The organism is Acinetobacter sp. WCHAc060033 (assembly GCF_004209125.1).
Taxonomy (GTDB): Bacteria; Pseudomonadota; Gammaproteobacteria; order Pseudomonadales; family Moraxellaceae; genus Acinetobacter; species Acinetobacter wuhouensis.
This window is the reverse complement of the sequence record NZ_SGSW01000015.1, coordinates 46,001-67,674: the sequence shown is the minus strand read 5'-3', so window position 1 is coordinate 67,674 and position 21,674 is coordinate 46,001. Positions and strand designations below refer to the sequence as shown.

Here is a 21,674-nt window from a genome sequence, read left to right as displayed (position 1 = left end):
CAAAAATTAAAAATAGAGATAAAGCGTTATAAATATAGGTGGGATATGTGATGCAATTAAGGTTTAAGTACTTAACAGTTTGTACGCTTTCAGCGATGTTAATCGCATGTGGAGGCGGGGGAAGTGAAGGTTATTATGAAGCAGATAAACCTTCGAAAGTACCAGAAAATCCAGGAAATGGAACCAATGAGCTTCCTGGAGATGGTTCAGATAGTTCTACTGGTGACGGTTCGTCAAGTAGTGGTTCAGGAGGCTCTGCTGGTGGAGGTTCATCAGATAATGACTCAGGTGACTCCACTGGTGGTGATTCGTCGGGGAATGGTTCAGGTAGTTCAAATGAAAAGCCAGATACCAGTATTCCAAGCACGCCAATCGGCCCGAGTACACCAGTTCAGCCAGATACGAGCATTCCAAGCACACCAATTGGACCAAGTACACCAATTCAGCCAGATACCAGTATTCCAAGTACGCCAATTGGACCAAGTAGGCCAGTTCAACCAGATACCAGTATTCCAAGCACACCAATTGGACCAAGTACACCAATTCAGCCAGATACCAGTATTCCAAGTACGCCAATTGGCCCGAGTACACCAATTTCAAAATATCCTGAGCCTAAGAAGGATGTTACTGAAAAAACTTTGCTTGGCTTTTACGATTTTAATGCACAGGGTGAAAATCGTTTATTGCGTAATGACTTAATTGGTAGTTTTAATGCAATGGTGCAATTTGCACAAAGCCACGTAGTTAATCCCAAAAATAATGAACAGGATAAAATGCCACGTTTAACCTCGGAAAAAGAGGCTTTACTTTTGGTGACACCTCATCCAGCAATGGGGGATTTGGATCAATTACAAGTAGAGATTTATCAAGGGAGTCGACTCGTCCGGACTGCTAAATTAAAGGAACCCTCCCGTATAGCTGTTTCGGATCAATCGAATAATGACAGTCGACCACGAGTATCTTATTCAAAACAAGCATGGAGTCTAGCTTTAACTTGGGAAGAAGTGAAAGCAGGTTTGTCGATCAAAGTCGTTGATCCTGAGCATCAACGCAGTGGAACATTAGGTGAGGCAGACATTGACTTTGCAGCACCAGGTGAGTTGGTCGTGCAAAGTATTCGTTTAGGCTTGTTGACCAAAGCACCACAGTCAAGTGGACACTATATGTTGCTTGAGCCTGAAAAAGCGGGCACAGATTATTTTCAAACCATCCCTGCTGCACGAATGATTGTGAGCAAATACGATGAAATGAAATTAGATAGGGTCATGGTGGCCAATGGTACGATTTATGATTCTGTCAGTGTGACGGATGGTGGTGTCTATAGCGGTGATATGCGTGAAAACACTGCTAAATCAACATTTAGTACAGGTATTAACCTTGCAAATTGGGGGGTAACAAGCTCATCTATGCAGAGTCAAGATCAACCACAAGTGACTCAAAGTGTAGTGATTCATCATGCACGTGGTAAATATGCCAATGGTGAATCAAACCACGGGCTAAGTGGTGGTAATGGTATTTTGACATTGATTGATTCTATTGGAAATGAATTTAGTCATGAAATTGGACACCATTACGGGCTCGGGCATTATCCAGGTCAGTCGGGGAGTAATTACTTCTGGGCTGCACATCATGCGGACAGTGGTTGGGGGTATATCGCATATCGTAACAAAATGCGTGGCAATCTTAACTGGGGCAATACCAACCTAGGTGATGGTAGCAATGGTGTACCAAATTTCCAAAACCTATATGCTTATGGTTGGGATGCGATGTCAGGGGGGGCTTCTGCAAGTAGCATTTCTAAGTACACACATTATACTGGATATAGCACATGGCTGAAAATTCAACCTGCATTTGATAAATATGTTTGGGATAAGGATTCAAATACAGGCTATAAAAAATGGAATCCTACCACTCGTACAATGGAAAATGCCCAACCCAAAGTGCCACAGTCAGGCTATGTTTGGTACAACAGCCAAGATGGAAACTTTTTAAAACCACGTTTGTTCAGTGTGCCAGTTTATACGATTTTGGGTGGTTATGATCCTGTACAACAAGTTGGAATTGTTTATCCAGCAGCACGTGGAAACTGGGGTAATGTATTTAATTTACCACAAGCCAATACCAATAGCACAGCTGCAAATTGCTGGCTGAATGTTCAATATTCAGGACGTCCTGCTGAAAATATTGCTCTTTCTCCAAATCGTATGACGGGTAAAGACGCGGGTAATGCCAATAAGTTTCACATCAATTTGGCACAAGAAGACCAACCTAGACATGTCAACTTATACTGTCAAAAAGAAGGTGAGCAGGCAATTCAATTGTCCAACATTGATATTCCTATCAATGATGTACCAATGAACCCTTTTGTTGAAATTGGTCGTGAAAAGGGTTATTCAGCTTTAAGAGCGATAGAAATGCCACAACTGGACAATGCACTTGTCGCAAATATGGGTAAGGCTGTAGTGAAACTAGATGCTCAAGCACGATTATTGTTCGATTCTTATCGTTTATTTAAAGATGAACTTAGTGCAAATGCGCAATCTGAAGTCATCCGTTATACACAACAACAGATTAAGCTCTATCGTTTAAATCGTTGGGTGAATGTCTATCGTTCAGATCTTGTAAGTGGTAACACTGAAGCAATTGAAGCCTTCCAAGCCTTTGTAAAACAATTGGAATTAGAAGGTGATTTTAATTTAAATGAAGTTTCTAGTCTAAAAAATGGAACCAACTGTTTGAAGGTAGAAACATTGTCTGATGGCAAGCTAAATGCCTACATCAGTGGTAAAAGTGCTTGTACTGGGGATGACTCTGAACAATGGATTTATGATGCGATGGGTAAAATCCATAGTAAGAAATATATGGATCAATGTTTAGCAAGTCAGGCTGGTGTGATCAATCTTGCATCATGTAATAATGAGAGTTCAGCGCAGGTTTGGATGATTAATTCTACATTACAACGCATTGAACAAGGTTCAAAATGTTTTGATTTAGAATATGGCTATTTAAATAACAATCGTGCCCGTTTGATTAGTTATAACTGCGGGACGGGTGGGAATCAAAAATGGACAAGTTTACTCTCCAATAATAGTTTGATCTTGGCTGCGACAAGTTCAGCAAACTTACCATTGATCAAACAATTATTGATTCATTAAGCAGAATCAGATTGTTCAGATCGCTATAAAATAAGCGCCTAAGGGCGCTTATTTTTTTATCATACTGGATGCTTTTATATTGAAAATCGGTCAAAGATATCAAAGGTGTTATATTTTTAAGAAAACTGATCTACATGCATCAATGAATGTTGTAAATCCTCAGTCGCTTTACGGCCTTGCAGTTGTAGCGCTACGGCATGAATCAAGCCTGTCCATGTTTCATTCGGTTCCCAAATTTGATGCATCAATTCTTGTGCAGTCGGCATATCCATATCCATAAAGTATTGACGATATAAATAGATCAAACTACTCACACGCATATTTTTGGCACAATGAACCCAAACCATTTTTTCTTGAACCAAATGTGCAACTAAGTCTAAAACAAACAAACATTGGTCATCGGCAGGCGTATCCCACAGAATTGGGAGCTGAATATAGTTGAGTCCAAGTTCAGCACAGATTTTATCTTCATGCTCAAGATGTGGATTTGCATCGGTAAAAGCTAGATTGATGATTGTATCAACACCATATTCTTTAATCTGTTTAAGTTGTTCCGTAGTCGGCTGACCAGACGTCATAAGATGTTCGTGGACAAATTGGAAGTTTGCGATTTGACTGAGTTGTTGTTCAAGTTCGTTCATAGCATTCTTACAGACAGGTTTGATTAACAATAACATCATAAACAAAAACGCCATCTATGTAGATGGCGTTTTGCATTCAATTAACGATTTGGCAAAATTTCTTTTAAAGCTGCATCCATTTCGAGCAATGCTTTTTCAGTGGTTTCCCAGTCGATACAGCCATCAGTCACAGATTTACCATATTCAAGATCACAAAGATTTGCAGGAATATCCTGACGACCACCTTTGATATGACTTTCCACCATTAAACCGACGATTGATTTGTTACCATCAATAATTTGTTCAGTAATATTTTTCAATACTAAAGGTTGTAAGTACGGATCTTTGTTTGAGTTGGCATGACTGGTATCGATCATGATTTTGTTGCTAACTTTGGCTTTTGCAAGTGCATTTTCAGCTTCAGCAACAGAACCTGCGTCATAGTTCGGTTTACCATTACCACCACGTAAAACCACGTGTGCATAAGGGTTACCATTGGTACGAATAACAGAAACTTGACCTTCGTTATTTAAACCAAGGAAGCTATGACCGTGTTTTACAGATTGCATCGCATTGGTTGCAACAGTTAAACCACCATCTGTACCATTTTTAAAACCAACAGGTGAAGATAGTCCTGAAGACATTTCACGGTGTGTTTGGCTTTCAGTGGTACGCGCGCCGATCGCAGACCAAGAAATTAAATCTTGATAATACTGTGGCGAGTTTGGATCAAGTGCTTCAGTGGCACAAGGTAAGCCTTTTTCATTCAACTCAAGCAATAATTTACGTCCTAAACGTAAACCTTTTTCGATATTGAAAGAATCATTCATATCAGGGTCATTGATCAAACCTTTCCAACCTACTGTTGTACGAGGCTTTTCAAAATAAACACGCATGATGATATACAAGGTATCTTTAACTTTTTCGCTCAACACTTTCAAGCGATCTGCATAATCATGTGCAGCAACTGGATCATGAATAGAACAAGGACCAATCACAACGAATAGACGTTTATCTTTACCATCTAAAATATTGCGTACTGTTTCACGACCATGCAATACAGTTTGGTAGGCATTATCGTTTAAAGGTAATTCAGCTTTAAGTTCTGCTGGAGTTACAAGAGTTTGAATGCTTTGGACATTCACGTCATCAATATCTGATTGAGTAATTGGATTTGAATTTAATGTATTCATTGCCGTCACTGGGTATTAGAACATACGGAAAGTATTTTTAGTGGTCAGAATATAACATGAATTGATCAAGGTTTTGTCATAAATAACGTATTAAAACTTCGCGATCAATTCATAATTATTAGTTATTAATTACAGCTTAACATTAAACTTGATGTTGTGCATGGTTTTGCACCACCATCGCAGTTTGTGGTTTGGCAGCAGGTTTCTCTTTCACTGGGTGTAAAATAAAGTTCACACCTAGCGCAAAGAGGGTAACACCTAAAATTTTACGGATCATTTTTTCAGGTAGTCTTGAGCTAATCAATGTACCGACAATAATCGCTGGAATTGAACCTGCCAATAACCAACCCAGAAGGTGGAAATCAACATTACCCGAAGTCATGTGGGCAAATCCTGCAACTGAAGTGAGTAATACGGCATGGACAACATCTGAACCGATGATGCGGATCATGGGTAAATTGGGGAACATAAGAATCAAAGCCATGATTCCAAAGGCACCTGCACCGACGGAGGAAAGGGTCACAAATACGCCCAAGACAACGCCCATGATCACCACATATAATTTTTTACCTTCAATTGAAAAGTTACTTGCTTCATTGAGGTCGTGTTTTTCAGCACGAAACTTGGCAAAGAGCTTTTCAATGCGCGCACGGAACATGATAGATAAACCCGTAATCGTTAGCATAAAACCAAGTACGGTAGTGAGCACGACTTTGTAGCTAGATGAACCACTCAAGTAAGTGTCTAACACCCAATGGGTAATAAATGATGCTGGAATACTGCCAAGTGCTAACCATAAAACGATGGGCCAAACAATATTGAGTTTTTTGGCATGTACCATTGAACCGCAGAACTTGGAAATGGCTGCATATAAAAGGTCAGTCCCGATGGCAATATGAGGTTCAATCCTAAAAAGGCTAATCAGGATTGGGGTCATGAGTGAACCACCACCTACACCTGTAATGCCAACACAGAAACCGACGAGAACGCCAGCCATAATAAATTCAACGGGACCAAACATGACTTATTGCCGAATATCGAAAAACAGGCATATCTTATGACTTTTTTGTATAAGTGGTTGTCTTGATTGTTGATTTGCTTATGACAAAAAATGCTAAAGTAAAATTTGATGCTTAACACATTTATGGTTTGAGTTTTAGAATTGCATGATAGCTTTTAGCAATGCTTTTATTAACACACCCATCCAAACTTTCTTAATTTGACTTTGTTAAATCATTAAAGTACGGATATTTGATTCAAATAAAAAACTTTATTCGCCTAGAGTCAATTGCAACTCATCGAATGTAAAAGAAAAAATGCGATATTCCATATTCTGAAATATCGCATTTAACTTGCTTAGACCAATATTAATCAGTCAAAGTTTGTTCATTAATAATGCAAGATGACTAACTTATTCTGCAACTTCTACAGTTAAGCCATACGTGTAAATTTCGCTTGCAGGTTTTTTAGTATTGTCTGGATTTGCTTCTGGATAAGATGTTGTAATTAAATAAATACCTGCTTTATCAAATTTAACTTCAAATTCGCCTTTAGTATTGGTTTTCACATGTGGTTGTTCACGTGAAGCACTTGCTTCATAGCTACTCGCACCTTTAAACACATCAATTTCAAGATTTGGTACGGGTTTACCATTCACCAAAATTTGAGCCTTTAATGATTCACCTGAAAATAATTCATTTGGATGCGTTGTAAATTTAACTTCAAAACCTTTATTCGTTATAGCAGGTACAGGGCTTGGTTTTGCTTTAGTTACAAAGCTTTCAGCGATAATATTATTTTTAGTTTCAAAAGTTTGTGCATTAGCAGGGACTTGATCAGCAGAAATCACACGTGGTGGTTGAGCAGGTGCAGCCGCTTTTTTCTCTGCTTCAGTTTTAGCAGGCTCTGCTTTAGGTGCTTGAGCATTGGCATTTTGTGGGCGTGCAGGGCGTACACGTAACCAACGACCATCAACCAATGCATATTTACTCGCGTTGCCTAAAGCATTTTCTGTACGAATACGGTATGTACCATCATTCGGTAAGTCAAATTCAGCAACATTAAAACGTTTTAATTCAGCTGCAGGATTGATTTTACTGTCTTGACCTTTAGGATCTGTGATTATATACGTCGTTTTAAAATTAAAACTTGGAACAAAGAATTTCTCGAGTGTCATCGCACTTTGGAAACTGACATTCGGTGAAGCATTGGTGTCAAAAACTTCAGGCAGAATAAAAGGGCTGACTGTATGAGCCGAACCGACAACAGGTAGTGCTGAGAGGAGTGCGATTTTTAACCATTGATTCATTTTAAATTCTTCCAAGAGTCATTAAGAGTGTAAAATTTTCAATAATGTACTTGATAACAACTCTCATTATCAATATTATTTTAAAAAAATTTGGAGCTTATCGGTATGTCATTCTCAAGTCGACATTCAACCTCAACTCGCGCTGTATTTCGTTTATCACCTCTGGTAATGGCACTCGCACTGATTTCTCCATTAAATGCTTTTGCTACGACGACGAATGCACAAGCAACACCGTCTGAAAATGTTCAATTACAAAGTCATCATTTTCATCGTGATCATGTTTTAGGAACATCTTTGGATGTAGTGATCACAGGGACATCTCAGCAAGATGCGCAACGTGCAACCATAGCCATTGAAAATGAAATTGCTCGATTGAATGAAGTCTTGTCGACTTGGCAGGCAGACAGCGAAATTTCTCAATTAAACCAACAAAAACAAATCAATGCATCTTCTGATTTATATCATGTCATTGCAGCGTGTGAAGCATTGCGTGGCCAAACCTGTGGTGCTTTTGATGCACGTTTAGGCAATTTAATCAGCATGTGGCAACAGGCACATGGTGTGCTTGAAGTTGATGCAAATACTCGTCAACAATTGATTGCACAATTAAAAGAAAGTCATGTACAAATCGATGCTGATTCAAAAAATATTCAAATGGATTCAGCTGTCGCTTTTGCCCCAGATGCTTATGCCAAAGGCTATATCATTGACCGTGCATTAATTACTGCACGTGAAGCTGTCCCTCATTTACAAGGGATTCTAGTAGATATTGGTGGCGATATGCGTGTTTGGGGCTCATCTCCAAGTCAAGCAGGTTGGCAAGTTGGCGCGCAAGATGCATTTAATCATTATGACAATGCGGCTCCGAGCCAAGTATTAAAGTTAAATGATCAAGCCGTGGCTTTTAGTGGTCAAGGCTATCGTGACTTAGCTGGGCAATCACACTTACTCGATCCACAAACAGGTTTGCCTGTACAGCATGTTGAACAATGTGTGGTTGTCGGTTCGTGTGCTGCTGATGCCGATGCATTAGCAACTGCTTTAGTGGCAATGACACCAAGTGAAGGTATGCAACTGATTGAATCTTTAGTTGGTTATGAAGCTCAGTTAACACTTGCCAATGGTCAAACACACCAATCTACGGGGTGGAATGCATTGGTACAACTTCCACAACAAGCTGATTTTAAAAATGTTGCAGTCAATGCATCTGCAAAATGGCCAGCAGGTTATCAGGCCGTAGTTGATTTTACGATTCCTAAAATTGCAGTCGAAAACTATCGTGCGCCGTATGTGTCTGTATGGGTAACCGATAGTGATAAAAAATTAGTCCGTACCCTTGCTGCTTGGGGTAAAGATGAAAAATGGATTAATTCAAACTATGTATGGTGGCGTCGTTATGGTCGTCAAATGCCAAACTTAGACGCTGTTGCTAAACCATCACGTCAGCCTGGGAATTATAAATTGGCTTGGGATGGTAAAGATGACAGTGGCAAAGCTGTTGCAGCAGGACAATATCAAATCCATGTCGAAACTTCACGTGAACATGGTGATCATTCATACCAAACTTTTAACTTAGATGTGAAAGCCAAAGCGTCTAGTCAAAATTTACCTGCGCAAAAGGAAATTGGTGCTGTAAAATTGAATTTCCAAAAAGTGAATTAATGAAAACATTCACCAAGAGAATTTAATAGTGTATCAACGTCGAGATTTTTACCGCCATGCACGTTATGTGCATGGTTGGTTGTCAGCATTTGCATTTATAGTCCTTATTTTCTTTTCTGTGACGGGTCTACTATTGAACCATCCTGAATGGTTTACGCCGTCAAAAGATGAAAATACCGAAACCATCACACTTCCTCCGCAATTGCTCACCCAGATTAAAGGAGAAGAGAATCCGAGTCAGCAAATCGTGGATTATATACGTCAGAACCATGAGCTTGTCGGACGTTATAAAAGTGGTGAAGTGATGGACAATGAAGTCATGATCCATATGGAAAGTCCTGCGGGAATATCTGATATTTATGTGACTTTAGATACTGGGGAAGCTGAAATAACAGTTAAACCGGCTTCAACGGTTTCATTTATTAATGATTTGCATCGGGGTAAAAACTCTGGAAAAGCATGGTCTTGGTTGATTGATCTAAGTGCGATCATTATCACCTTATTGTCTTTAGCAGGTTATATCCTCTTTTTAAGTATCAAAACCCGCTTAAAAACCCATATTGTTTTGACGATATTGAGTTTGGCAATTCTGATGCTTTTAGTTTGGTCAGTGGTATAAGGTTAGAACAATGACACATGCTGTACTGATCGTATTAATTTCCTTGCTCATTGTTTTGATTTTAAACGTCATTTTCTTGTTGGTTTTGCTTAAGTCAAAGTCAAAAGAAAAGTTAAAACAGGCTGATCATCCAATATTAATTGTCTATGCAAGTCAGTCTGGTCAAGCTGAAAATTATGCTGTGCAAACAGCACAACAACTTTCAGCTGCTGGTCATGTTGTTCAAACACTGAATATTGCAGACTTTAAAGCAGATTTATTCAAAAATGATCAAAGAATCTTATGGTTAGTCAGTACGTATGGTGAGGGTGATGCACCTGACACAGCGCGTCAATTTATTCGAAATGTAATGACAAAGTCATTTGAGTTGAATGACATTCAGTATGCAATTTTGGCTTTTGGCGATCGACACTATTCAAATTTTTGTGAATTTGGAAAAAGACTAGATGCATGGCTAGCAGACAACAATGCCCAAGCTTGGTTTCCGATAGTCTGTGTGGATCAATTAAGTCAAACTGATTTACAGTTTTGGCAGTCGCAATTAAATCAAGTCTTAGATCAGTCTGAAACAGATATGATTGCATTGGAACAACAACCATTTCAAAAAGTTATATTGTCTGAACGCCATCTATTGAATCGTGGCAGTTTGGGACATCCAATGTTTCATTTGGTTTTGACGAAACTTAATAAATTAAATAAGTTTGATGGGGTAAATTGGAAATCAGGCGATATTCTCGAAATTCAATGTGCCAATACCGCTTCTCAAATTGATGCATTTGTTCAGCATTTTCAAATTACTGAACAAATAGGTTTGGATCGTGTAGACATTTTTGAGTGGTTAAAATTTAAAAACTTACGAACTTTTGACAATTCGCAAAATATTGAGCAATGGCTAGAGCAGGCTCAAAACTTAGCGATTCGTGAATATTCAATTGCCAGTATCCAAACTCAAAACCAACTTGAACTGGTGGTGCGTCAGGAAATCAATGAAGATGGTCTGGGTTTAGGTTCGGGTTATCTTACTGAATCTTTAGTTATTGGTGATCAATTGGATTGTCGTATCCGTTCAAATTCTGCGTTTCACCTTGTTGAAAATGATTCACCGATTATTTTGATTGGGAATGGTTCAGGCATTGCAGGTTTAATGTCGCATATTCGACAACGTGAATTGTTAGGTTTACATAAGAATTGGCTGATTTATGGTGAGCGTCAGCAATCCGTAGATCGTATTTTTGAAAATCAACTGAGCCTATGGCAACAACATGAAGTTTTGTCTGAAATTGATTTGGCATTTTCTAGAGATGAAAATACGCAAAAATATGTACAAAATTGTCTAATTGCTAAATCTACACAGCTCAAAACTTGGATTGAACAAGGCGCTTCAATCTATATTTGTGGTAGTTTGCATGGCATGGCACAAGGTGTTGAAACAGCTTTGATCGAAATTTTAGGTCAGCGCCAATTTGAACAACTTATTGAACAAAAGCGTTATTTAAGAGATGTGTATTAATTCATCTCTTTTTATGTGAAAAATGAACGTTAAGATTATGCAAAGGAAATATTCTGATTTGTGTGATTTAGCATTCAATGACTCATGTGCAAAGATTAATGCATAAACACCTCAATCAGCATTGAACATGCGGCAATCAATAACATCGCATCGAGCATAAGATTGAATGTGTGCTCAGACATTTTCAATACAAAAACTTTGCCAATGTAATTGCCAATCATGAGTGTTAAACCGACCAAAATACCAGATATGAGTATTTTGAAATCTAAAACGCCTAAAGCACCAAAAGTAAAACTTTTACTTAAATACATGGCAAATGATGTAGCCGCTTCAGTCGCGAGCAATGCACCTTTGCTTAAACCGTAACTACTAAATACAGGCAGTAAAAGTGGGCCTGTCGAAAATACGACACCTGTTAAATAGCCTAGAATGCCACCTGCAATCACCATGTGCCAATCTTTAAGTTGATAGTGATTTTTCTTTGCCCAATGACGCAAAGGTATAAGGAGTAAAAAGAATAAACCAATAAACAAGCTAGATAATTTTGGAGAAATCATCCACAAGGTTTTTGCACCGAGTATGGTGCAGGGAATACCTAAACTGGCAAATAGACAAAATGCTTTATAGTTTAATTCTTTACGCCATATCACGACTCGGGAAACATTTCCCATAATCGAAGCAATGGCCATGATCGGTACGGCTAATTTCGCACCAAAAATATAAGCCAATATCGGTAAAAGAATGATTGATGAACCCGTGCCGACGACACCACTGATCATGCCAGAAATGATGCCGATGAACGCAAGAAGAATATAAAGCATTGGATTGTTGATGTATTGAAGAAATTAAATTATGAATTCGATTGAATTATCATGCAATTCACTTTTGGCAATAATGTATAGAATATGAATTGAATACGATGCGAACGCTTTATAATTTTATATTAAGCTATTATTTTAGTAGAATATTTATAATTTAGAATGACCTATTGATATTGTCAAAATGACTGCGACACAAGGCGAAGAACATAAGATTGAACGGATTAAAGAATCATTTAAAGGATTATTATTCTTTAATATTGTCGGATTTTTTGTCCTAATTCATACAACACTTGATTATAGATTGCTCAAAGTGGGTGCTGAGAAAATTATCGAATATCAAGTACCAAGTGAAGTGCAGTACCAGTATGTGCCTAAAAATGGTCGAAAATCAGCTTATGTTGCAATACTCTGCAATCAGGGAAATGATCAAGCCTTGCTGACAGAATTATCCTGTTGGGACTATACAAGCGGAGTTTGTTCTTTATTTGAAGATACAAGCAATCAGTTTAAAACGATAAAATTATTAACACGTTTTTATCCTGATTCACCTGAAAAAATACGGGATTATATTTTCATGGATGCGACTTATTTCGATGAAAATAGTGAACTTCAGACGATTATTTTTGATATAAGTGCTTATGAAAAGGCAAATTATACGAACTATCTTAAAACAACTTTGCTTAAATACTCAGCGTATTTTTCACTTTTATTAGGTTTTCTATTTTTAGTATTTTTTGTTTATAGTTTTGATTCTGAAAAAGTTACACCATACATGCGCCTGCAAAAGCGTGATTTAAATGCTGAATTTACCAAGTATAGAAAGATGATATTGCATGTGTTACTTGCGAATATTGCAATCGTTTGGATTTTTACAACTGTTGCGCTCAAAATATAGATTTTTCATACTGAGAAAATCGTAGAATGAGCACACGAGTTGCTCATTCTTGTCTCTATTCCTCTGTGAAAATTACAATTGAATGGAGCTATATTTTGGATTCCACGGTTGAGCTTGTTCTAATTGAGCAGCTAACTGTAATAAAAGATCTTCACGCCCAAAAGGTGCAATAAACTGAGAACCCAAAGGCAGATTATTTTTATTCCAATACAACGGTACAGACATTGCAGGTAAACCTGTGATATTCGCAAGCTGGGTAAAGGGAACCCATTGCAAATTATTTTTAATGAGTTGCTCGACTAATTTCCCTTTTGCCAATAAATGCGCTTTGTCTACTTTAAGCAAGCCTTTCAAAATTGGAATTTGCCAAGCAGGTGTTTTCACTTCACCATTTTTAGGGGCAACAGAGGCTGTAGAAGGCAGTAAAAGTAAATCATATTGTTGAAAATACTGATTCATTTTAGTGACATAAGTGCCCCAATTATTCAGATTGTGAATATAGTCTGTTGCAGAAGCTTTTGCACCAAAAGCGGCAATGGCTAAAGTATCTAACTCAAAATCACGATCAGTTGCACCGAGTTGCTGTTTAACTTGACTCACGGTATAAGCACATTGACTGAACCATGTAGTGATGAAGTCTTTGGCAAGTTGCATACCGTCAATTTGCGGTTTAGCTTCTTCGACGTGATGACCTAATGATTCTAAAAGTTTTGCAGTATGCTGAATTGCTTGAATCGCATCTTTTGAAACAGACGTGCCAATTGGAGATTCAGTCGAAAAACCAATTCTTAATTTTTTAGGCGATTTGTAGATCGCTTGTAAATAACTTTCACTTGGGCTTTGAATATTAAATAACGAAGCTTGGTCTGGACCTTGAATTGCATCTAACATGGCTGCACTATCACGAACAGACTTTGATAGTACATGTTGCATTGCAGCCCCATACATGGCTTCACTGAATTGAGGTCCCCAGGGTGTACGACCTCGGCTTGGTTTTAAACCAAATAGACCACAATACGATGCAGGAATACGAATCGAACCGCCACCATCGCTTGCACCTGCGATCGGTACGATACCTGCTGCAATCGCAGAAGCTGAACCGCCAGAAGAGCCACCACTGTTATGTTTTAGATTCCACGGATTTTTACAACTTCCCCATGCTTCAGGTTCAGTGATTCCTTTGATCCCAAACTCAGGTGAATTAGTAAGCCCAAAAGTGATAACACCAGCATTTTCCCAACGATTGACGATTTCAGCATTTTCTGTTGCGATATATTTTGCATTTTTAAATGATTTTGAACCCGAAGAAATTGGTACGCCAGCATATTCCTGATGTAAATCTTTGAGCAAAAAGGGAACACCTGAAAAGGTATTAGAAGAAGCGTTTTGATTATTTTTTACTTTATTTAAAGCATGTTCATAAATGGGAATGACAATCGCATTAATTTTTGGATTGACCTGTTCAGCACGTCCGATGGCAACTTCTAATAGCTCATGAGATTGGATCTCTTTATTCTTCACTAAATTGGCTAATCCTATACCATCATATTGAATATACTCGTTGAATTTCATTACAGTCCTTTGTCATTTATTTATTGAGGTAAAAGTCGATGATCCTGTTGGATTTCCGTATCAATACAGAGTTGGTTACGTCCTTTTTCTTTCGCTAAATATAGTGCATCATCTGCTCGTTTAATCAACTGTTGAAATGGAACACAATAGGGCAGAGTTTGGTAGCTTAACCCAATACTGACACTAATATTTAATATTCGACCATCATCTAAAAGAATAGGTGTGGTGAATACAGTATTACAAATCCGTTGTGCAATTTGAATACTTTGTTCTAAGTTTAAGTTCTTGAATAGAATCGCAAATTCTTCACCGCCTAAGCGTCCGAATAAATCATCACTACGGATTTGTGCTTTCACTTGTTTAGTAAATTCTTGCAAAACGTAATCACCAATGGTATGTCCATATTGATCATTAATTTTTTTAAAGTGATCTAAATCGAGAAGTAAAACAGTTACGCTTTGAACATGTTGTTTTTTTTCGGTTTCTTCAATAATCGTTTTCTCGCTTTCTTCGTAGAAATATCGACGGTTTAGTGCTGTTGTTAAACCATCATGATTGGCGAGATATAAAATTTGATGATACAGTTTTTGCCTATTTAAACTAATAATCGCCAATGTCAGTGGTGCTAAGGCAAGCATACATAATCCGATGCGAACGGAGAGTGTAGTGGCCAAATAAGCATTCGGGGATTGTTCTATATAATATGCAGTCAACGAATTATACAAAAGCATGCAAACTACGCAGTTGATAATGGCGACAAAAAAGAGGTTATAGCTTAATGCAGCCCATACCAATGCGGCAATCGGAAACATGATTGCGCCTGGACCAATAAAAAAATGGGTTAAAATAACCGATAAAATAACACCGAGAAAAGGGAGAAGTGTTTTGAATTGAAAAGTTTTTTGTTGAAAATCTTGATAATAGTTTTGGATGGTAGTCTTGTCTGGAATGGCTAAGATAATAGGTAAAAATGCAATCACATTTAAAATTTCACCTGTCCACCACATACCAAAATCGACCCAAATACGATCCATGGACATAAAAGTGTTTGGCATATGAGGAACGGTTAAACAGGCAAATGTTGCAGCAGCTAAACAACCACCAAAGGCGCTAATGGTAAATAAGTAAAGAAAAGTTAAACCCTTATTGTATTGTTTATAATGAAGTTTCAGCAAGCGTATTAAAATGAGTGTTACGAGCGCATTTAACATGTTTGCTATGGTTAAAAACAGCGTGACTAAGAATGAATTTCCTGTGAGTAAATCTGCAATCATGAAGCCTGCAAAAGCACCAAGCCAACCACCAATATTTTTGAGTGAATTAAATCTTAATAATAGCCCAAGTAAAATTGCATTGGCTGGCCAAAAAATAGCAAGAAAGAGCAATGGTCTACCTAATATCCCCGCTAAAGCTGTGACGAAAATAATCGCTGCTATAATAAAAAAAGCAGAAATATTGTCTTTAAGTCGCTGATGTGGAGTTGTTATAGCCTGTACCAATTCGCTAACCTAATGCTATGAATGTTTAAATTCTAAACCAATATTTAAAAATGGTTATATTTTAATAAGTGAATAATGATAATCTTATCTCTTTATATCTGTAAATCAATAGCTTTCGTCGCAGTTTGTAAATTTATTACAAAAAAAATATATATTATAAATAACTACGAATATTGTTCTTATATGGTTAATTTTACATGTTTTATTTTGAATATATGCTAATTTATGACAAATGAAATATGACATACAGACTTGGTATGAAAAAAACAGCATTAATAACAGCTTTATTCCTTAGTTTTTCAAGCTTTACGATGGCAGCAGAACAGGCTACTCAAGTGCAGACAGCGCCTGCGAGTACGGTGACTGCAACCAATAAAACCAGTTATATTCGTATAAATACGCGCCCTGAAATTTTGGGTTTATGGGGGATGGAAATTCCGAACAATAAGAAATGTACTGAGTTTTATAATTTTCGTGGTCAAAATGAAGTCGTTGTTAATAGTGGTAAAGAATGGTCAATAGGGTTATTTGATTATCAACCATCACCAGACAATACATTAGAAAAGCCACCTGTACTGATTATGCAGATTAAGTATGAAAATAATGAGATAGATTGTTCTGGTCAGAAACAAGATCAAAGTGGGGAGGTCTCTCAGTACTTTGTGAAATGGATCAATAAGAACCAAATTAATTTCTGTGCATCTGATAAAGGTGATCAGTGTTTTGCAACTTTAAACCGTGTACTTCCTTAAGTACTTTATTTAACTTGAAATAATCAGTTATTATTACTTATAGAATAAAAAACCTCTGATTTTTCAGAGGTTTTTTTATTTCACAGATGCTTTTAATTAAGCATCATTTTCATGACCTTGCACTTGTTTAAGTAAGTGTTTTTCAAGGTAGTGAATATCCATCGCTTGTTTGCAGAAGTTCTTATCTTCAAGAATCAAATCTTTATGCAATGGAATATTGGTTTTAATTCCAGTCAAAATCATTTCATCTAAAGCTTGCTTCATACGTGCAATCGCAGTATCTCGATCTTTACCATGTGAAATCAATTTGGCAATCATTGAGTCGTAATATGGCGGAATGTTGTAGCCTTCATAGATATGAGAGTCTAAACGAATCCCTGCACCACCTGGCGCATAGAATGCTTCAATTTTACCTGGTGAAGGTAAGAATGTTGAAGGATCTTCGGCGTTGATACGGCACTCAATCGCATGACCTTTGAGTTGAACTTCATCTTGTGTGATGTTTAAGCCTAGACCCGCAGCAATACGTAACTGTTGCTCAATAATATCGACACCTGTCACTTGTTCAGTTACAGGATGCTCAACTTGAACACGTGTATTCATTTCAATAAAGAAGAATTCACCATCTTCAAATAAGAATTCAAACGTACCCGCACCACGATATTGCATCAATTTACAAGCATTTACACATGCTTCTAAAATATGCGCACGTGCTTCTTCTGGTAAACCTGGAGCAGGTGCTTCTTCGAGTACTTTTTGATGACGACGTTGCAATGAACAGTCACGATCATACAAATGAATCGCTTCGCCATTTCCATCAGCCAATACTTGAACTTCTACATGGCGAGGCTTTTGTAAGAAACGTTCCATATAAACAGTGTCATCACCGAACCACATTTCAGCATCACGTTGTGCTGCTTGAACAGATTCAAGTAAAGTGTCGACACGTTCAACAATACGCATCCCACGACCACCACCGCCAGAAGCAGCTTTGACGATCAGAGGGAAACCAATTTCTTTCGCTTCGGCTAAGGCATTATTTGGTGTTACTGCGTGAGCAGAACCAGGAACGGTAGGTACACCCGCTTTACGCATCGCCATAATCGCAGAAACTTTATTCCCCATGAGGCGAATATGTTCAGGACGTGGACCAATGAAAATAAAACCAGAACTTTCTACGATTTCGGCAAATTCAGCATTTTCAGACAAGAAACCATAACCAGGATGGATTGCATCTGCGCCTGTAATTTCCGCAGCAGTAATGATGGCAGGAATGTTTAAATAACTTTCGCTACTTGCACCTGGACCAATACATACAGCTTCATCACAAAAGCGCAAATGCATTAAATCTTTATCAGCGTCTGAATAGATACCGACAGTTTTGATTCCTAAAGTCTTACAAGCACGAGTGATGCGCAGCGCAATCTCACCTCGGTTTGCAATTAAAACTTTTTGCAACATATCAACCCCCTAAATATTACGCGCGATAGCGGAATAAAGGTTGACCGAATTGGATTACATCGCCATTTTTAACTAAAATTTCTTCAACAACACCGCTTTGAGTCGCTTCAATCGGGTTCATGATTTTCATTGCTTCGATGATACCTAAAGTTTCACCCGCAGAAACAGTTTGACCAACATTGACAAACGGTGCTTCGCCAGGACTTGGAGCAGAGTAGAACACACCAACCATTGGTGAAGTTTCTACAGCACCACGAGAGGCAGCTTTTACAACAGGCGCTTCAGCAGCAGGCAATGCAACAGGTGCGACACCAGCAACCACAGGATTACGACGTGTTAAAGCAATCGACTGATCTCCTTCTTTAACTTCAATCGCTTGAAGGTCAGATTCGATCATCAAATCGATGAGCTTTTTAATTTTGCGAATATCCATGTGTTTGTATTCCTAAATTATGATTGGGTTGAAGATTTAATTTTGTCGATCGCGTAATTCAATGCAAAAGAGTAACCTTGAGCACCTAAACCACAAATTACGCCTACGGCTTTGTCAGATAAATAAGAATGATGTCTAAATGCTTCGCGAGCATGAACATTTGAAAGATGTACTTCGATAAATGGAATGGCAACGCCCAGTAACGCATCACGTACAGCAACAGAAGTATGGGTAAGTGCAGCGGGATTAATAATAATAAATTTTACGCCGTCAAGCTGTGCTTGGTGAATACGATCAACGATTGCACCTTCCCAATTGCTTTGGAAAGTATCTAAAGTCATATTGGCTTGTTGAGCTTGGCTGCTGAGTTGTTGGTTAATGTCATCCAATGTGAGGTGACCATAGACCTCAGGTTCGCGCTTTCCTAGCAAGTTTAAGTTTGGTCCGTGAATGACCAAAATGGTCGAACTCATTGAGACTGCTCCAATTCAAAAGTTGCAAAAAATCTTTGCAAGATGTCTGCAAAGTTTGCATATTATGGCATGTTTTTCCACAAATACTTTATATTTTCTTTGAATTGTCGCAGAAATGCTGTGCCTTGTATGGGCTATATCATGTTAATTTTGAAGCGAAATGGCAATGTTAAAATATGACATTTTTTGAAGGTGTTTCGTTATCGACATATTCTAAACGGAGTGACCAAACTATTCATTTATTTTGTGTAACAGCCATGTGAGAGTCATCAATACATAAGATGTCACTCCATCGAGTCGTATAACGTGGAGAGAGGTTTTGTTGACGCATTTTCCATGAATTTTCTTTGGAATGATAACCGACTTGGACGCTGTCTGAGCCATAACGCTTTTTCACTTGCGCTAAAGTTTTCATCAGTTCATCACGTTGCTGAATCAATTGAACAGGATGCCATAAGTCATTGATGTGTTGGTTTTTACTGTGCAAGGCAGAAAACATCACCGCAACTTTTACATATTTCTTATTTTCTTTAAATAAAACATCGATTTGCTGTAATGCAGTTTGTGTAAGCAGGAGCAAATCATCAGTTGCATACTCTAAACCTATAACTGTTGAAAGTGATTTTTTATAGGGTGCTTGGGGGATTTTTTCATACAAAGAAACATGGATGACGGCACAGAGTTGCTGTTGTTTGCTTAGGCGTTGATGTGCTCGATTGACATGGAAAATAATCGCTTGTTTGATGATGTCAATCTGATTGAGTGCAGATGCAAAACTACGAGAAGATAAGATGCGTTTAGAGGGAATTTCAGGGTCATCCAAGGAGATACAGGATTGACCTTTTAGCTCACGAATGGTGCGTCCAATGAGTACTGAAAATGCTCTTGTAAGGTGGTGTTCATTGGCAAAAGTTAAGTCATAACAGTTTTCAATCTTGTAGGCTTCTAACTGTTTGCTGATTTTACGTCCAATCCCCCAAATCTCGGAGACATTCGTGTTGAGTAATAAGGTTTCAAAACTACACAGATCGAGTTGTGTCAAGTCGCATACATTTTGAAAACCCTGTTTTTTCTTGGCAAAATGATTGGCAAGTTTGGCTTGGGTTTTGCTATAACCAATGCCGATACAACAGGGTAGACCGAGCCATTTTTGTATGGTTTGAACGAGCTTACGACAATAATCTTCTAAGTCGAATAAATCTCGATAAGAACTTAAGTGAATAAAACACTCATCAATTGAATAGGCTTCTAAATCTTCAGCTCTAAAAAATGTTTCAAGTGTTCTAAAAAAACGATCTGAAAAATCAGCATAAAGCGCATAGTTACTTGAATAGGCGATGACGCCTGCTTGTTCAGCTTGTTCTTGGATTTCATACCATGGCACAGCCATATTAATATTGAGTGTTTTGGCTTCATTGCTTCGAGAGACAACACAACCATCGTTATTACTGAGTACAACGACAGGCTTATTGTTGAGACGAGGATTAAACACACGTTCGCAACTGACATAGCAGTTATTGATATCAATCAGTGCGAAAATTTGCTCAGCCATATTTATCTTGAAAAAGTTACAAATTCAAAATGTAGCATGAATGTTGGATAAATAAAATACAATGGGTGGGTGGTATTTTCTGTTATATCACCTATTTCAAAAAGATCATGCTGTTACTGGTTCTGTTTTTTGATTAGAAAGTAATTTTATGACATCTAAATAAGTGGGTGGTTGTTCAACAAAACCACGCTTACGCAATAATTGATGCATCCGTGGCAATTTAAAATAGAGCACAGAAGCCATTAAATGTTGTTCTTGGTGATAATTGACATGAATGGGTGCAACCAAGGCACGTGCAATAAGATTGGCTTTGGTGGTTCGGGTATTGGTCAATGCATTGTGACTGGTTTGCATGCCTGCATGTTCTGCCATAGAACGAATACGAATAAAGAGTGGAAATGGTGTGATATAGGCAATTGGCCATAACCAATACAATTTGGCATGTCCTGATTTTTTTAGGGCGTAATATATGGCTGCATTGCTCAGGATTGCACCTGAGCTGTTTTTGATTAAGGTTTTGGCAAAGTCCAAAGCATTACGATTTCCAACAGGAATTTTGCGTTGATCATTGGCAACCGTCCATTCAAGTAACTCCAAATCCATGAGTAGGCGACCAAATAAAAATTTAACTCCTGTTAGCCCTGTAAGATCACGACTAAATTTTCGCATAAGTGATTTTTTTGAAATAGGAAAGTTATCTACAAGGCTTAAATCAGGATCTTCAGGTAATGAGGTTTTGGCATGATGGCGCATATGATGCGCACGATATTTATGCAGATCATTCCAAATTGGTTTGGCGCATAACCAGTCTGTCGCATCATTTAACCATTTGCTTTTAAATAGACTATGGTGTGAAGCATCATGCATTAAAATAGCTAAACACAGTTGGCGACCTGCCAAAATAGCCAAAGCGGCAGCAATCATTAAAACCTTGCCCCAAGTGGGCAGATATTCCCAAGAAAGTGCAACACTGGCAAATGTACCTGCAATAACCGCCCATGTTGAACCCACAGCCCATAAACCACCAAGGTCTGAGGGTGTTGTTAATTCATCAATTTCTTCTCTGGAAAATAATTCTGTCACGCTGATGCGGGCATTCATTTGTAGTCCTTTCATCTTTTTATTGGATCTAAAATGATTGTAGAGTAT

The 21,674-nt window shown here is 38.0% G+C and carries 18 protein-coding genes; 6 read left to right on the top strand and 12 right to left on the bottom strand.

Translation table 11 applies throughout. The features are described 5' to 3' along the window. Window positions 1–50 precede the first annotated feature (50 nt). Window positions 51–3,155, top strand: a complete 3,105-nt coding sequence (locus tag EXE10_RS08725; protein WP_130113097.1) for a M66 family metalloprotease — start codon at window positions 51–53, stop codon at window positions 3,153–3,155. 116 nt (window positions 3,156–3,271) lie between these two features. On the opposite strand, the gene EXE10_RS08720 is transcribed toward EXE10_RS08725, so the two are convergent. The 4 genes from EXE10_RS08720 to EXE10_RS08705 form a co-directional block, all read right to left on the bottom strand. Then, window positions 3,272–3,796: a protein tyrosine phosphatase family protein gene (locus EXE10_RS08720; protein WP_130113117.1), complete on the bottom strand. Its 525-nt coding sequence runs from the start codon at window positions 3,794–3,796 to the stop codon at window positions 3,272–3,274. Between the two features lie 80 nt (window positions 3,797–3,876). Next, on the bottom strand, window positions 3,877–4,968 hold the full coding sequence (locus EXE10_RS08715) for a 3-deoxy-7-phosphoheptulonate synthase (protein ID WP_068974628.1): 1,092 nt from the start codon (window positions 4,966–4,968) through the stop codon (window positions 3,877–3,879). 142 nt (window positions 4,969–5,110) lie between these two features. Next, on the bottom strand, window positions 5,111–5,989 hold the full coding sequence (locus EXE10_RS08710) for a sulfite exporter TauE/SafE family protein (RefSeq protein WP_130113096.1): 879 nt from the start codon (window positions 5,987–5,989) through the stop codon (window positions 5,111–5,113). 390 nt (window positions 5,990–6,379) lie between these two features. Further along, the gene (locus EXE10_RS08705) at window positions 6,380–7,276 is read right to left on the bottom strand and encodes a DUF4198 domain-containing protein (RefSeq protein ID WP_130113095.1); all 897 of its coding nucleotides are present in this window, start codon (window positions 7,274–7,276) and stop codon (window positions 6,380–6,382) included. A 105-nt stretch (window positions 7,277–7,381) separates the two neighbouring features. On the opposite strand from EXE10_RS08705, the gene EXE10_RS08700 reads away from it, so the two are divergent. The 3 genes from EXE10_RS08700 to EXE10_RS08690 are packed head-to-tail and all read left to right on the top strand — an operon-like array spanning window position 7,382 to window position 11,067. Continuing rightward, the gene (locus EXE10_RS08700) at window positions 7,382–8,938 is read left to right on the top strand and encodes a DUF2271 domain-containing protein (protein WP_130113094.1); all 1,557 of its coding nucleotides are present in this window, start codon (window positions 7,382–7,384) and stop codon (window positions 8,936–8,938) included. Between the two features lie 28 nt (window positions 8,939–8,966). Next, window positions 8,967–9,557, top strand: a complete 591-nt coding sequence (locus tag EXE10_RS08695; RefSeq protein ID WP_130113093.1) for a PepSY-associated TM helix domain-containing protein — start codon at window positions 8,967–8,969, stop codon at window positions 9,555–9,557. A 10-nt stretch (window positions 9,558–9,567) separates the two neighbouring features. Beyond that, window positions 9,568–11,067: a sulfite reductase subunit alpha gene (locus EXE10_RS08690; protein WP_130113092.1), complete on the top strand. Its 1,500-nt coding sequence runs from the start codon at window positions 9,568–9,570 to the stop codon at window positions 11,065–11,067. Window positions 11,068–11,162: 95 nt separating this feature from the next. On the opposite strand, the gene EXE10_RS08685 is transcribed toward EXE10_RS08690, so the two are convergent. Then, entirely contained in the window at window positions 11,163–11,888 is a 726-nt protein-coding gene (locus tag EXE10_RS08685; protein ID WP_130113091.1) for a sulfite exporter TauE/SafE family protein, read from the bottom strand. Window positions 11,889–12,069: 181 nt separating this feature from the next. On the opposite strand from EXE10_RS08685, the gene EXE10_RS08680 reads away from it, so the two are divergent. Then, entirely contained in the window at window positions 12,070–12,783 is a 714-nt protein-coding gene (locus EXE10_RS08680; protein ID WP_130113090.1) for a hypothetical protein, read from the top strand. 72 nt (window positions 12,784–12,855) lie between these two features. Here the strand turns inward: EXE10_RS08680 and EXE10_RS08675 are convergent, their stop codons facing one another. Together EXE10_RS08675 and EXE10_RS08670 are read right to left on the bottom strand one after the other, a co-directional pair. After that, window positions 12,856–14,355 carry an amidase gene (locus tag EXE10_RS08675; protein WP_130113089.1) on the bottom strand — a complete coding sequence of 500 codons (1,500 nt, stop codon included), beginning with the start codon at window positions 14,353–14,355 and terminating at the stop codon, window positions 12,856–12,858. Between the two features lie 20 nt (window positions 14,356–14,375). Beyond that, window positions 14,376–15,854: a GGDEF domain-containing protein gene (locus EXE10_RS08670; RefSeq protein ID WP_087551804.1), complete on the bottom strand. Its 1,479-nt coding sequence runs from the start codon at window positions 15,852–15,854 to the stop codon at window positions 14,376–14,378. A gap of 257 nt (window positions 15,855–16,111) precedes the next feature. On the opposite strand from EXE10_RS08670, the gene EXE10_RS08665 reads away from it, so the two are divergent. Continuing rightward, a complete protein-coding gene (locus EXE10_RS08665; protein ID WP_087551805.1) occupies window positions 16,112–16,606 on the top strand; it encodes a hypothetical protein in 495 nt (164 codons plus the stop codon). A gap of 96 nt (window positions 16,607–16,702) precedes the next feature. Here EXE10_RS08665 and accC read toward each other — a convergent pair whose 3' ends face one another. From accC to EXE10_RS08640, 5 genes are all read right to left on the bottom strand, one after another. Then, window positions 16,703–18,067: an acetyl-CoA carboxylase biotin carboxylase subunit gene (accC, locus tag EXE10_RS08660; RefSeq protein WP_068974639.1), complete on the bottom strand. Its 1,365-nt coding sequence runs from the start codon at window positions 18,065–18,067 to the stop codon at window positions 16,703–16,705. A 16-nt stretch (window positions 18,068–18,083) separates the two neighbouring features. Beyond that, window positions 18,084–18,500: an acetyl-CoA carboxylase biotin carboxyl carrier protein gene (locus tag EXE10_RS08655; RefSeq protein ID WP_068974640.1), complete on the bottom strand. Its 417-nt coding sequence runs from the start codon at window positions 18,498–18,500 to the stop codon at window positions 18,084–18,086. Between the two features lie 17 nt (window positions 18,501–18,517). Further along, the gene (gene aroQ / locus EXE10_RS08650) at window positions 18,518–18,973 is read right to left on the bottom strand and encodes a type II 3-dehydroquinate dehydratase (protein ID WP_068974641.1); all 456 of its coding nucleotides are present in this window, start codon (window positions 18,971–18,973) and stop codon (window positions 18,518–18,520) included. Between the two features lie 235 nt (window positions 18,974–19,208). Beyond that, a complete protein-coding gene (locus EXE10_RS08645) occupies window positions 19,209–20,525 on the bottom strand; it encodes a Y-family DNA polymerase (protein WP_130113088.1) in 1,317 nt (438 codons plus the stop codon). A 105-nt stretch (window positions 20,526–20,630) separates the two neighbouring features. Continuing rightward, window positions 20,631–21,626 carry a fatty acid desaturase family protein gene (locus EXE10_RS08640; protein ID WP_130113087.1) on the bottom strand — a complete coding sequence of 332 codons (996 nt, stop codon included), beginning with the start codon at window positions 21,624–21,626 and terminating at the stop codon, window positions 20,631–20,633. Window positions 21,627–21,674 lie beyond the last annotated feature (48 nt).

Excerpts from the sequence above, each read along its gene's own strand:
- EXE10_RS08665 (WP_087551805.1), top strand. The coding sequence starts at position 16,112 with ATGAAAAAAACAGCATTAATAACAGCTTTATTCCTTAGTTTTTCAAGC.
- EXE10_RS08685 (WP_130113091.1), bottom strand. The coding sequence starts at position 11,888 with ATGCTTTATATTCTTCTTGCGTTCATCGGCATCATTTCTGGCATGATC.
- EXE10_RS08725 (WP_130113097.1), top strand. The coding sequence starts at position 51 with ATGCAATTAAGGTTTAAGTACTTAACAGTTTGTACGCTTTCAGCGATG.
- EXE10_RS08720 (WP_130113117.1), bottom strand. The coding sequence starts at position 3,796 with ATGAACGAACTTGAACAACAACTCAGTCAAATCGCAAACTTCCAATTT.
- EXE10_RS08700 (WP_130113094.1), top strand. The coding sequence starts at position 7,382 with ATGTCATTCTCAAGTCGACATTCAACCTCAACTCGCGCTGTATTTCGT.
- EXE10_RS08715 (WP_068974628.1), bottom strand. The coding sequence starts at position 4,968 with ATGAATACATTAAATTCAAATCCAATTACTCAATCAGATATTGATGAC.
- accC (WP_068974639.1), bottom strand. The coding sequence starts at position 18,067 with ATGTTGCAAAAAGTTTTAATTGCAAACCGAGGTGAGATTGCGCTGCGC.
- EXE10_RS08655 (WP_068974640.1), bottom strand. The coding sequence starts at position 18,500 with ATGGATATTCGCAAAATTAAAAAGCTCATCGATTTGATGATCGAATCT.
- EXE10_RS08705 (WP_130113095.1), bottom strand. The coding sequence starts at position 7,276 with ATGAATCAATGGTTAAAAATCGCACTCCTCTCAGCACTACCTGTTGTC.
- EXE10_RS08680 (WP_130113090.1), top strand. The coding sequence starts at position 12,070 with ATGACTGCGACACAAGGCGAAGAACATAAGATTGAACGGATTAAAGAA.
- aroQ (WP_068974641.1), bottom strand. The coding sequence starts at position 18,973 with ATGAGTTCGACCATTTTGGTCATTCACGGACCAAACTTAAACTTGCTA.
- EXE10_RS08640 (WP_130113087.1), bottom strand. The coding sequence starts at position 21,626 with ATGAATGCCCGCATCAGCGTGACAGAATTATTTTCCAGAGAAGAAATT.
- EXE10_RS08710 (WP_130113096.1), bottom strand. The coding sequence starts at position 5,989 with ATGTTTGGTCCCGTTGAATTTATTATGGCTGGCGTTCTCGTCGGTTTC.
- EXE10_RS08645 (WP_130113088.1), bottom strand. The coding sequence starts at position 20,525 with ATGGCTGAGCAAATTTTCGCACTGATTGATATCAATAACTGCTATGTC.
- EXE10_RS08675 (WP_130113089.1), bottom strand. The coding sequence starts at position 14,355 with ATGAAATTCAACGAGTATATTCAATATGATGGTATAGGATTAGCCAAT.
- EXE10_RS08690 (WP_130113092.1), top strand. The coding sequence starts at position 9,568 with ATGACACATGCTGTACTGATCGTATTAATTTCCTTGCTCATTGTTTTG.